The sequence below is a fragment of the Streptomyces sp. NPDC005811 genome (assembly GCF_040630405.1).
In the GTDB taxonomy this organism is placed as follows: Bacteria; Actinomycetota; Actinomycetes; order Streptomycetales; family Streptomycetaceae; genus Streptomyces.
Map to the genome: position 1 here is coordinate 242,933 of NZ_JBEXXK010000007.1, position 12,203 is coordinate 255,135.

The 12,203-nt window shown below is 73.9% G+C and carries 10 protein-coding genes and 1 pseudogene; 5 read left to right on the plus strand and 6 right to left on the minus strand.

From position 1 onward, the window contains the following. A pseudogene (locus ABZ490_RS10575) lies at positions 1-311 on the minus strand (Toxic cation resistance protein); the annotation flags it as partial. Positions 312-761: 450 nt separating this feature from the next. On the opposite strand from ABZ490_RS10575, the gene ABZ490_RS10580 reads away from it, so the two are divergent. Then, complete coding sequence (locus tag ABZ490_RS10580) at positions 762-2,822, plus strand: PhoX family protein (protein WP_358987368.1); 2,061 nt, start codon at positions 762-764, stop codon at positions 2,820-2,822. Position 2,823: 1 nt separating this feature from the next. Here ABZ490_RS10580 and ABZ490_RS10585 read toward each other — a convergent pair whose 3' ends face one another. The 3 genes from ABZ490_RS10585 to ABZ490_RS10595 are packed head-to-tail and all read right to left on the minus strand — an operon-like array spanning position 2,824 to position 6,004. Next, a complete protein-coding gene (locus tag ABZ490_RS10585) occupies positions 2,824-4,773 on the minus strand; it encodes an FUSC family protein (RefSeq protein ID WP_358987371.1) in 1,950 nt (649 codons plus the stop codon). A gap of 46 nt (positions 4,774-4,819) precedes the next feature. Further along, positions 4,820-5,176, minus strand: a complete 357-nt coding sequence (locus tag ABZ490_RS10590) for a hypothetical protein (RefSeq protein WP_358987374.1) — start codon at positions 5,174-5,176, stop codon at positions 4,820-4,822. Between the two features lie 42 nt (positions 5,177-5,218). Beyond that, positions 5,219-6,004: an alpha/beta hydrolase gene (locus ABZ490_RS10595; RefSeq protein ID WP_358987377.1), complete on the minus strand. Its 786-nt coding sequence runs from the start codon at positions 6,002-6,004 to the stop codon at positions 5,219-5,221. A gap of 79 nt (positions 6,005-6,083) precedes the next feature. Here ABZ490_RS10595 and ABZ490_RS10600 point away from each other — a divergent pair, with 79 nt between their 5' ends. Next, on the plus strand, positions 6,084-7,436 hold the full coding sequence (locus ABZ490_RS10600; RefSeq protein ID WP_358987379.1) for a PLP-dependent aminotransferase family protein: 1,353 nt from the start codon (positions 6,084-6,086) through the stop codon (positions 7,434-7,436). Here the strand turns inward: ABZ490_RS10600 and ABZ490_RS10605 are convergent. Continuing rightward, complete coding sequence (locus ABZ490_RS10605) at positions 7,336-8,241, minus strand: hypothetical protein (protein ID WP_358987382.1); 906 nt, start codon at positions 8,239-8,241, stop codon at positions 7,336-7,338. The genes ABZ490_RS10600 and ABZ490_RS10605 overlap by 101 nt on opposite strands. Before the next feature lie 154 nt (positions 8,242-8,395). Between ABZ490_RS10605 and ABZ490_RS10610 the strand changes: the two genes are divergently transcribed. Beyond that, positions 8,396-8,926: an SH3 domain-containing protein gene (locus ABZ490_RS10610; RefSeq protein WP_358987385.1), complete on the plus strand. Its 531-nt coding sequence runs from the start codon at positions 8,396-8,398 to the stop codon at positions 8,924-8,926. 77 nt (positions 8,927-9,003) lie between these two features. Here ABZ490_RS10610 and ABZ490_RS10615 read toward each other — a convergent pair whose 3' ends face one another. Next, positions 9,004-9,444, minus strand: a complete 441-nt coding sequence (locus ABZ490_RS10615) for a hypothetical protein (protein WP_358987388.1) — start codon at positions 9,442-9,444, stop codon at positions 9,004-9,006. Between the two features lie 159 nt (positions 9,445-9,603). Between ABZ490_RS10615 and ABZ490_RS10620 the strand changes: the two genes are divergently transcribed. Next, a complete protein-coding gene (locus tag ABZ490_RS10620) occupies positions 9,604-10,851 on the plus strand; it encodes a PP2C family protein-serine/threonine phosphatase (RefSeq protein ID WP_358987390.1) in 1,248 nt (415 codons plus the stop codon). 82 nt (positions 10,852-10,933) lie between these two features. Then, positions 10,934-12,091, plus strand: coding sequence for a hypothetical protein (locus ABZ490_RS10625; protein ID WP_358987393.1), 1,158 nt, complete (start codon positions 10,934-10,936; stop codon positions 12,089-12,091). The last annotated feature ends 112 nt before the right edge of the window (positions 12,092-12,203 follow it).

A 12,203-nucleotide genomic window follows, 5' to 3' on the forward strand; every position in this document is an offset into this window, starting at 1 on the left:
TCGGTCTCAGCCGAAGGCTTCTCCTCAGCCTCCGGCTCAGCCGCCGGTTCCGCCGGGGTCTCAGCCTCAGCGGTCGGCTCGGCCTCGGCCTCAGCCACCGGCTTCGCCTCGGGCTCGGTCGGTGTCTCGACCGCAGGCGCTGCCGACGTCTTCTCGGCCTCCTCTGCAGCCGCGGCTTCGGCCGTCGGCTCCGGCTCCTCGGCCCCCGTCTCCGTGGAGCGGGTCGGCTTCGGGACCGAGACGTTGTCGAAGGCCGCCGAGACCAGTTCGTGTTCCGAGTCGTCCGTTGCCGGGCGGGGCTCGGGGATCACCGCGGTCGGGGCCGTCTTGGGCGCCGGTTCGCTGTTCTGCCGCTCCTCTCGCGAAGAAGCCGGTCCCTGCGAGGGGACCTGTTCCGCACCCTCCGCCTCGGCGGTGCGCTCCTTGCGTGAGCGGCCGAATGCGTTCCGAAGGCGAGTGAGAATGCCCATGCGCGCAACCCTTCGCGTGAGTTGAAGCCCGTCAATCCCTGGCCAGGACGGACACGTAAGGTTAGCGGCCCGAAGTGGCGATCTTGGGCAGGGGTGAGTGAGGGGAAGCGGGGTGTGTCAACACCGCCTCCCGGCCATCCCGGGCCCCCTCCCGTCGCCCACCCGGTAAACCGGCCCAACTTCCCTGTGGCCACCGGGGATTCACCACCCGTTCACCCCTCCGCCGCGCCTGCGCACAGCCGCCCCCCTACCGTCACGCTCACACCAAGGGAACGCAAGGGGAGAGTAAAGGTGCGCAAGCTGCTGCCGTTGATCGGAACGCCGTCCCAGTCCCACCCCGGCGGACGTTCCGCCATGACCTGTCGTTTCCGGTGTGGTGACGCCTGTTTCCACGAGGTGCCCAACACCAGCGGCAACGAGTACGTCGGTGACGTCATCGCCCGGGCCCTGAGCCGCCGCGGCATGATGCGCGCCGCGGCCGTGGTGACCGTCGCCGCCACCGCGGGAGCGGCCGGTGCGCTGCCCGCCGCCGCCGCGCCCGCGCAAGCCGCCGAGAAGAAGAAACCGGCCACCGGCGCCCGCGGCCTCCGCTTCACGCCCGTGCCGCCGAACACCGCCGACGCCGTCACCGTCCCGGACGGCTACCGGCAGAACGTCGTCGTCCGCTGGGGCGAGCCCATCCTGCGCGGCGCCCCCGCCTTCGACCCGGAGAACCAGACGGCGGCGGCGCAGGCCGGCCAGTTCGGCTACAACAACGACTTCCTCGCGCTGCTGCCCCTCCCGGGCGAGCACCGCCGCCAGCTGCTCGTGGCCAACCACGAGTACACGGATGAAGTGCTCATGTTCCGCGGGTACGACGCCGCCAACCCGACCCGGCAGCAGGTGGAGGTCGCCTGGGCCGCGCACGGCCTCGCCGCCGTCGTCGTGGAGGAGGACCGGAAGACCGGGGCGCTCACCGCCGTACCCCGGCATCCCCTCAACCGGCGCGTCACCGCCACCACCGAGTTCCGGCTGACCGGGCCCGCCGCCGGGTCCGACCTGCTGAAGACGTCCGTCGACCCCACCGGCACCAAGGTCCTCGGCACCCTCAACAACTGCTCCGGCGGCACCACCCCGTGGGGCACGACCCTGCACGGCGAGGAGAACTTCAACCAGTACTTCGCCAACTCCTCCCGCACCACCGACAAGCGGTACGGCATCGGCACCGGCGCCACCGAGCGCAAGTGGGAGAGGTTCGACAAGCGGTTCGACGTCGCCCAGGAACCGAACGAGGTGCACCGGTTCGGGTATGTCGTCGAGTTCGATCCGTACGACCCGACCTCCACGCCGCGCAAGCGCACCGCCCTCGGGCGGTTCAAGCACGAGGCCGCCACCGTGCGGCTGACCGAGGACGGGCGGCCGGTCGTCTACTCCGGTGACGACGAGCGCTTCGACTACTTCTACAAGTTCGTCGGCAGCAAGCGGATGAAGAAGGGGTCGAGCCGGGCCGTGCGCGAGCACAACCTGTCCCTGCTCGACGAGGGCACGCTGTACGTCGCCCGGCTCACCGGCGACTCCCCGGCCGTCGAGATCGACGGTACCGGCAAGCTGCCCGCCGACGGCGAGTTCGACGGCAGCGGGGAGTGGATCGCGCTCGCCACCGCCACGGCCAAGGGCGCGGTCTCGCACGTCGAGGGGATGAGCGCCGAGGAGGTCTTCGTCTTCACGCGGCTCGCGGGCGACAAGGTCGGCGCGACGAAGATGGACCGGCCCGAGGACATCCAGCCCTCGCCGGTCTCCGGCAAGGTGTACGTCGCCCTCACCAACAACTCCAACCGCGGTGTCGGCGCGAACGCCAAGGCCGACGAGGCCAACCCGCGCAACGCCAACAAGCACGGGCACATCCTGGAGCTGACCGAGCGCCGCAACCGGCCGGAGAGCACCTCCTTCGCCTGGTCGCTGTTCCTCGTCGCCGGTGACCCCGACGACCCGGCGACCTACTTCGCCGGGTTCCCCAAGGACGACGTCAGCCCGATCTCCTGCCCGGACAACGTGGCCTTCGACCCGCACGGCAACCTGTGGATCTCCACCGACGGCAACCAGCTCGGCTCCCACGACGGCCTCTTCGGCGTGGCCACGCGCGGTGCGCGGCGCGGTGAGCTGAAGCAGTTCCTGACGGTGCCGACCGGTGCGGAGACCTGCGGTCCGGTCATCCAGGACCGGCGCGTCCTGGTCGCCGTACAGCACCCGGGAGAGATCGACGGGGCGTCCGTCGAGAAGCCGGCCAGCACCTGGCCCGACGGGCCCGGGAAGATCGTCCGTCCGGCGGTCGTGGCGGTCTGGCGGGCCGACGGGTGCGACATCGGCGCCTGATCTAGCCCGACGGGGAGGTGATCGCCCTCGCGGCGGCCACCTCCTGGCGCAACGGCTCCAGGACGCTGCCCGCCGGGCCGGTGAGGTCGGTGCGGACGGAATAGAGGGTCTCGGTGTCCCGCAGCCCCTCCGCCAGTTCCCGCAGCTGGAGCGTGACCTGGGCCAGTTCCGGCTCCGACGGCGGTTCGGCTCCGTGTTTCACACGGACCCGGGCCGCCGTCGTCGCGTCCACGATCCGTTCCACCGCGACGACCAGTGGCCACCAGGCCGCCGCCCGGCTGCCGGTCGGCGGCGGCTCGGTCAGGGCCCGCTGGAACTCCGTACGGACCACGGACAGGTCCCGGTAGAGCCGGCGGCGCATCCGGGCGCGGGCGGCCGGGTCGACGTCCGGTCCGAAGGCGGCGTCGACATAGCGGGCGGTGTCGGCGACCGCGTCGGCCAGCTTGTCGCCCACGCGCGTGTGCCAGCTCTCCGGCCAGAGGAGGTAGCCCGCGACCAGCGCGATGCCGCAGCCGATCAGCGAGTCGACCAGGCGGGGCAGCAGCAGGCCGGTGCCCTGGTGGTTGAGGTTGTCCGACAGGAGCAGGATCACCGGGGTGATCGCGGCCGTCTGGTAGCCGTAGCCGCGCGGGGTGAGGGCGGGGATGAGCGGCGCGAGGACCAGCATCACCGGTACGTCCCACCAGCCGCGCGGCACCTGGGAGAGGACGGCGGCGGCCACCACCAGCCCGGCGACCGTACCGAGCGCGCGCAGCAGCGCCCGGGAGAACACCGAGCCGAAGTCGGGCTTGAGGACGAAGGTGATGGTCAGGGCCACCCAGTAGGAGCGGGCGACCGGGACGGTCGACACCAGCACCTGGGCCAGGCCGATGCACAGGGCGAGCCGCAGCCCGTACCGCCAGGAGACGGCGGACAGGGCGACGTTGCGGGCGGCCCGGGCGGTGCGGGTGCCGAGGCGGGGCGGGCGGCCCAGCCGGTCGTCCTCGGGCCCCCGGGGGTCGATGTCGGGCGCGGTCACCACCGCGGCGGCGTGCCGCAGGGCGTGGTCGACGGCGCGTCCGGTCTCCGAGCCGGGGGCGGGGAGGGCGAGGGCGAGCGGGCCGGTGAAGCCGGTCTCGATCGCGCGGGCCAGGTGGTGCACGGCCTCCGGGACCTCGGGCGGCAGCGGCCGGCCGTGCAGATGGGCCGCGGGGGCCGCCTCCACCACCGGGGTGATGGCGTTCAACTGGGCCAGCAGCCGCGCCAGTTCGGGGCTGCGGCCGTGGTGGCGGGCGCGCCGGGCGAGGACGAGGTCGTACGACTGGTTCAGCGACTGGGTGACGGTGTGGCGGGCGTCCTCGTACGCGCCCGGGACCTGGCTGCCGCAGGCGGCCAGCAGATCGGCGACCGTGCGGTAGGTGGCCGCGACGGCGGTGCGTTCCGGTATCCCGGAGCGCAGCGGCCAGGCCAGCAGCGCGAGGAGGAGGACGAGCAGCCCGCCGCCGGACATCAGCAGCGGCGCCAGCCACCACGGGCCGGGCATCGGCAGCCCCGCCCCGACGACGCAGTTGAGGAGCAGCAGCAGCCCGGACACGGACGCCACCGCCCCGATCGTCGAGATCATCCCGGAGACCAGCGCCACGGCGGTGACGGTGACGACCGCCAGCCAGCCCTGGCCGTACACGGCCGAACCGATCGTGATGCCGACGGCCCCGAACAGCTGCGGGATCGCGATGTTGAGGATCCGCATGCGGTAGGCGTCGGCGGTGTCGCCGATGACCCCCGACAGGGCGCCCATGGAGACGAGCGCCCCGTAGGCGGGCTGTCCGGCGGCCATGCCGATCACCAGGGGGAGCGTCATCGCGACGGCGGCGCGGGCGACGGCGGGCCGGTTGACGGGTGCCTGCTGCGGCCGAAGGTTCCGCACCAGCCAGTCGGGAGGCGTGAGGCCGATGGGGAACTCGCGGGACATGGCCTCATTATGGACACCCCGCGAGTACGGTCACCGGCTCACCGTCTCACCGGAACTCCCGGACCACCTCGATGCGCCCGACGAGGTGCGCGTTGAACTCGTCGAGTTCCTCCGCCGGCACCCACAGCTCCAGGATGGTCTCGCCCCCGGCCTGGCGCACCGGGTACCTCCGCAGGAACTCCGCGTCGACCTCGAAGCGGGTGACGTATCCGACGCCGGAGGCGGGCACGTTCCAGTCCCGGGCGATCCGTACCGCGTAGTCCTCGTTGAGCACCGGGTAGAAGATCGGCTGCTCGGGCAGGCGCGGCGGCCACGCCGTCCAGTCCGATGCCTCGACGAGCGCCAGCTCCTCGGGGCCGGTGGGGCGCCAGAGGGTGGTCGTCGTCTTCCGCTCGCTGTTCATGGGCGGCACGCTAACCGGGCGGCCCCGGCCCCGGCCAAGGGATTAGGTGCCGTCGATCCGCGTCAGGAAGTCCGCCAGGGCGGTGTCGAACTCCTCCGGTCGCTCCAGGTTCGGCAGGTGCGCCGCGCCCTCGATCACCGTCAGGACGGAGTCGGGGAGGGCCGTGTGCAGGGCCCGCGCGTCCGCGACCGGGGTGTAGGTGTCGTCGGCGCCGACCACGACGAGGGCCGGGACCGTGACGCGGGACAGGAGGGGCCGGTAGTCGGGGCGTTCGGCCCGGCCGCGCAGGGCGGCCGCCGCGCCCTCGGGCGGGGTGGCGGTCATCATGCGGTGGACGTGGGCCTTGACGGCGGGGGCGGCGTACGGGGCGACCATCCTCTCCAGGACCTCGTCGGCGTACCCGCGCATCCCCTCCGCCAGCAGCCGGTCGGCCATCTCGCCCCGGGCCAGTCTGCCCGCCGGCGTCTCGGGGGCCGCGAAGGTGTCGGCGAGGACCAGGCCCCGGATCCGGTCGGGGAAGCGGGCGGAGCACTCCATGACGATCTGGCCGCCCATCGACAGGCCCGCCAGGACGCACGCGTCCACCTTCAGCTCGTCCAGGAGGGACGCGATGTCCTGGGCGTGGTCGGAGAGCAGGGTGACGCCGGGGACGACCGGGGAGGCCCCGTAGCCGCGCAGATCGGGGGCGATCACCCGGCGCCCGGCGGAGAACGCCTCGATCTGCGGGGCCCACATCGTGCGGTCGAAGGGGTGGCCGTGGATCAGGACAAGGGGGAGGGCCGAGGAGCCGGCGTCGCCTTTGTCCTCGTATGAGAGGAAGGGGGGCATGTGGTCGACCCTAGGGCGGGCCGATTCCTCGGTGCAATAAGATCTTTGCCTTCGGTGCAATCCCAAGGGGGCGGGAAACGTGGGGGACTTCCGGGACATCGCGGACCGGATCGCCGGTGACATCGCCTCCGGGCGGCTGCGGCCCGGGCAACGGCTGCCCCCGCAGCGGTGGTTCGCGCGCCGGCACCGCATCGCGCCGTCCACGGCCGGGCGCGTCTACGGCGAACTCGTGCGGCGCGGGCTGGTCGTGGGCGAGGTCGGCCGGGGGACCTTCGTACGGGCCGCGCCCGAGGGGGAGCAGGGCCGGTCCCTCACCGAACCCCCACTCCGGCCCTCCGCTCCCCCGGTCAACCTGGAGCTCAACTACCCCGTCACGGCGGCCCAGTCCGAGCTGCTCGCCCCCGCGCTCGCCCCCCTCCTGCGGCCCGACGTGCTGACGGAGGCCTCGCGGGCGGTCGCCGCCACCGGGACCGCCGCCGCCCGCGCGGCCGCCGCCCGGCTGCTCGCGCTGCCCGGCTGGCGGCCCGGGCCCGACCGCTTCCTGTTCACCGGCAACGCCCGGCAGGCCATCGCCGCCGCGTTCGCCTCCCTCGTGCGGCCCGGCGGCCGGGTCGGGGTGGAGGAGCTGACGTATCCCCTGGTCAAGGAGATTGCGGGGCGCCTCGGGGTGGTGCTGGTGCCGCTGGACGGGGACGACGAGGGCGGCGTACGGCCCGACGCGCTCCGTGCCGCCCACCGCGCCGCCCCGCTCTCCGCGCTCTACCTCCAGCCGACCCTGCACAACCCGACCTCCGTCACGACCACGGACCGCCGGATGCGGGAACTCGCCCGGGTCACGGCCGACTTGGGGATGCCGGTCGTCGAGGACCGGATCTGGTCCTTCCTCCACCCCGGTGCCGTCCCGTTCGCCGCCCACGCCCCCGAGCTGACCCATGTCGTCGACGGGCTGTCCAAGCGGGTCGCGCCGGGACTCACCGTCGGTCTGCTCGTCGTACCCCGGGCGCGGGTGGAGGCCGTGGGCGCGGCGGTGCGCTCGGGTGGGTGGAGCGCGGGGCGGTTCGCGGTGGAGGCGGCCGTGCGGTGGGTGGAGGAGGGGATCGTGGAGCGGCTCGTCGAGGACAAGCGGGCGGACGCGGCACGGCGGCAGGCGCTGCTCGCCGAGGCGCTCGGCGGGTTCCGGGTCCGGACCGATCCGCGGGCCTATTTCGCCTGGTGGGAGCTGCCCGCGCCGTGGCGGGCCGACCCCTTCACGGCCGCCGCCGCCGCGCACGGCATCGCGGTCACCCCGGGCACCGCCTTCGCCGTCGACCCGCGCCGCACCCCGGACGCGGTCAGGCTCGGGCTCGCGTCGGCTCCGGAGGCTGAGCTGCGGCGGGCGCTGCGGACGCTCGCCGCAGTCGCAGCAGCCGGGCCGCCCGCAGATACCCGGTGAGCCAGGTCGCCCCGGCCACCGTCAGCCCCAGCGCGAGCAGCAGCCAGGCGGCGCTGCGCAGGGTGGTCGTCAGGGCGTCGTAGACCGCGGCGGCGGCCGGGCGGTGGGTCGCGTCGGGCAGATCGGCGAGGGTGAGCCGGCGGCCGATCGCGACGGCGAGGCCGAGGAACGCGCCGCCGAGGGCGGTGCCGAGGGCCGTCGCGGTGATCGCGCGGCGCCGGCAGGCGGCGACGGCGATACCGCCCGTCGCGAGCACGACCGCGGCGAACGGCAGCCAGAAACCGGCGACATCGAGCACGTGGTAGCCCTTCCGGAGGGTGGCCAGATCGTCGGGCGGCAGCAGCGCCACCCGGGTGTGCTCGATCGGGATGCGCTCCGCGAACGGCACGTGGTCGAGGGTCATCTGGTGCTTCAGCGGGGTGGTGACCGCCGCCAGGTCCACCGTGACCGGGGCGTCGTCGGGGCCGGGGCGGTCGTCGGTGAGCGCCCGCATCACGGCCGTGTGCGCGGCCTCGTTGCCCGCGTCCCACGCGGTGCGGTAGGCGTGGGTCGCGGTGAAGGAGCGCACCGCGTCGCGCAGGAACAGCGGGCTCATCCCCGACTCGCGCGCCACCCCGTCGCCCACCGTGTCCGCGACGGCGTCCTGGACGGCGGGGTCGGAGGCCAGCGGCGCCATCGCGGTGACATAGCTGCGGGTGTCGGTGAGGCCGTACGCCGCCCAGGCCGCGAGCGTGCCGAGCGGCACGAGCAGGCAGGACAGCGCGATCAGGACGGCCGAGAGGGCGGTCCGCAGGCTTCGGGACACCCTTCCAGGCAACGGGCCGCCCGCGGCCGCCGCCAGCGGGCCTGAGCCGTACGGGTGCCCCTGGGGCTGCCGGGTTTCCTGGGGCCGGTGGGGCCTCCGGTGGAGGGTTCACCCGAACGGGTGTTTCCTGGTTCTGGGGAGAAGGAGGCCGATCATGCGCACCACTCCGGCCCTGCGGACTCTGGCCGCGGCCCTGCTCACCGGTGGCACCCTCGCCGCGACCGCGGCGGGCACCTCTGCGGCGGCAGCCCCGCCGACCGGCCACGGCGACGGACCCCTCGTGGGCACCGTCGTCTCCCGGACCGACCTGAACGTGCGACAGCAGCCCACCACCCACTCCGCCGTCGTCGACTCGCTCGCACCCGGCACCCACGACCTCGTCCAGTGCCGGGTCAGGGGGCAGAGCGTCGACGGCAACCCCTACTGGTACTGGCTCTTCGACACCCAGGGCTGGGCCAGCGCCGCCTTCGTCGACGTCCGCGGCGGACGCGTACCGGACTGCGCCGACCCGTGCCCGCAGTGGAAGAACGGGGACTGGACCAACTGGAACGACCCCTTCACCAACAGCTCGTTCAGTGTCTCGGGCTCGGGCTCGTTCAGCTTCTCGGGCTCCTGGAGCTTCAGCGCCTCCGGGACATCAGGGACCTCGTCGGGTGGCTGGGAGTGGATCCCGGTCGACCGGTGAGTGGAGGGATGAGGGAAACACATGGGCCCCGGCGCGAACCGCCGGGGCCCATGTGCGTCGGGCTGTCGGATGCCGGGCTATCGGATACGGCGTCCCGCCGCGTCCTCGTGCGTGTAGTAGCGGAAGAACAGCACGCCGAACGTGACCGCGCCGATCACCAGCCCCATCCACACGGAACGCAGGATGCTCGTGCCGGTGTTGGCGTACAGGAAGCCGAACGCACAGCCCGCGAACACCGCCCACAGCACGGCGTGCAGTTCGCGCATCATGTGCGGGGCCAGGGCCGCCACGCCCCTCCACAGGCCCGCGAACACGATCGTGCTCACGAAGCCGAGCAGAAGGTTCCAGCCGGTGATGGGGCCACCGGAACGGTTGTTGGCCGCCACCCAGTAGCCGTAGACGAGTCCCATGCCCACCGGGACCGCCCACCGTGCGATCCGGTGGGTCCGTGCGCTGAAGATGTCCGGTGTCCGGGCCGGCGCTGCCGGGGTCCGCACCGCGGGTGCCGCATGAGCCATGAGAGCGCTCCTCTCTCTCCTCGCCCCCGCCTTCCAGAGCACACCTGGGCGCGGGCGGTGGCAAGTCGGATGCACCGGGTACCCGGATCCGGCCCGGGGACGCGGGTCCGGATGCGGGGCGCGGATGCGGGGCGCGGCGCCGCGTGTTTCGCTGACCTCATGGAGCGGGACACCCGCCCCGCGCAGGCCCGGCGCCGGGACGTCCTGCAACGTCATCAGCTGCTGCAGGTCCGGGGCCGCAGTGTCACCTGGCTGGTGCCGCTGGTGGTGCTCGTCGCCATCAGCTACGCCGACTACCACTCCACCGGCGAGTTCCGGATCGTGTCGTGGTGCGTGTTCGTCTCCGCGATCGCCGCCGCGCTGTGCGGGGTGTGGACGACGGCCCTGTTCGCGGTCCTCTCCCTCGTCGTCTACGTCACCAGCGACGCCGCCTGGCCCGTCGAGTACCGGGAGGGCCCGGCCGACTTCGTGCTCGTCCTGGTCGGCGGGGTGCTGTCGGTGCTCGCCGCCTCGGTCCGGGTGCGGGTGGAGCGCCGGATGCTGCACATGATGGACATCGCGGAGACCACCCGGCGTACGGTGCTGCGCCCGCTGCCACCGGTCTTCGGCGGCATCGACCACGCGGCCGTGTACCTCGCCGCCGACGCCGACGCCCGCGTGGGCGGCGACTTCTACGACATCCAGCCCGGCCCGCACGGCACCCGCGTCCTGCTCGGGGACGTCCAGGGCAAGGGGCTCGGCGCGGTGGAGGCGGCGGCCGCGCTGCTGGGCACGTTCCGCGAGGCGGCGTACCACGAGCCGGACCTGACGGTGGTCGCCGCCCGCCTGGAGACCCGGATGCGACGGCACCGGCTGCACACCGTGGCGCTCGGCCGGGACGACGGCGACCGGTTCGCCACGGCCGTCCTCATCGGGTTCCCCGCCCGGGAGGAGGGGGTGGTCGAGGTCGTCGGCTTCGGCCATGAGCCGCCGCTGGTGGTGAGCGCGGCGGGGGTACGGCCGCTGCCGTGCGGCGAGGGACTGCCGCTGGGGCTCGGGGACCTCACCGCGCCCGGCACGGGCCTGCCCGGGGGGATCGCGGACTTCGCCGCGGCGGGCGCCGCCGCGCTCGGACTGTGGGACGTCGCCGTGGCGGGCGCCGGGTCGCCCGTGCTGCGGGTGCCGGTGGCCGCCGAGGAGACGCTGCTGCTGGTCACGGACGGGGTGACGGAGGCGCGGGACGCGGCCGGGGAGTTCTATCCGCTGACCGAGGAGGTGCGCCGGGCGGTCCTGCGCGACCCGCGGACGGCCCGCCCCGAACGGCTGGTGACCTTCGTCCGCGAGGGCACCCTGCGGCACTGCCGGGGCCGGCTCGCGGACGACACGACGATCTTCGCGGTACGGCGTACCGGCCCCAAGGCCCCGTAAGGGGACGTTTGCTGGACTGAGGCAGACCTTTGCAGCAGCAGCGGTTACGGTGCTGAGGTACTGATCGACAGGGGGAGGGACCATGCCCGGAACCGTGCTGCTGCTGGCGGCGTCGCCCGTGGGCAAGGGATGTCTGGTGGACGCGGCGTCCGTCCTCCCCGTGCTCGCGGCCGTGCCGCCGGCCGTGCTGGCCGGCACCGACACCGCCAACGTCGTCGAGCTGGCCGATCCGCTGGAGCCGCAGGCCGTGCTGACCCGGCTGCGGGCCGCCGCGGCGGCGGCCGGACCGCTGACCGTGTTCGTCACCGGCCAGCTCCAGCTCGACCGGCGCCAGCATCTGCCGCACCTCGCGCTCGCCCGGACGACGCCGTCCACCGTGCGCTACACCGGGTTCCCCTGGCACTGGTTCCGGGAGGAGCTGCGGCTGCGGGCGGCCGGGACGACGACCGTGCTGGTCGATCTGCACGCCGACGCGGAGGCGTGGGGATGGCTGCGCGGGCACGCGCTGGAGTGCGGGTCGACGGTAGCGGTGTACGGGAGGGTCGCGCCGCCCCCGGGACGGCGGACGGTGGCCTCGCCGACGTACATGAAGGCGGTCGCGACGATCCTGCGCAGCGGGGGCCGTCCGGCGGTGGAGCAGTTGCATCAGGCGGCGTTGGGGCGGATCGCGGGGGAAGGGGAGGTGGGGGATCTGGTGCTGGGTGCCGCTGCCCGGGTGCCCCCAGGGGGCTCCGCCCCCTGGACCCCCGATCGGCCTGAACGGCCCCGTCCTCAAGCTCTCCCGGAGGGGGGACCCCCGGACGGGCTGGTGGGTGACCCCCACGCCGCCATCTCGAGTGCCGTCCAGGCCGGGAACCACGCCGATGCCGACGCGCTCGCCGCCCGCTGGCAGGAGGCGGCCGCCGCCGCGCACGGGGCGGGGTCGCAGGAGGCGCTGCACTGGGCCGAGGTGCGGGCCGATCTCGCGATGTTCGCGGGGGACGCCGAGCGCAGCTGCCGTACCTGGATGGCGGTCGCCGCCGCCCGGCTGGCCGCCGGGCAGGCGGTCGACGCGCCCGCCGTCGAGGCGGCCGTGGACCGGGCGCACCACCAGTGGGGGCGGATAGCGGACACGGCCCGCGCCCGCGACCTCGGCCCCGCCCTGGCGGACCTGCGCGCCCGGGTCCCGGGCCGCCGCGAGGGCGCGCTGGACCATGTCCAGCGGCAGTTGCGTCAGTTGCAGCTCAGCTCCACGCGTTGAACGTGATGTCCGGGGCTCTACTGACGTTGTCGCCGTGATGTCGTCGAGGTGAGTCCGGTTTCGGCGAGGCATCCGTCGATGAGGTTGCTGCGGTACTGGATCTGACGGAGAC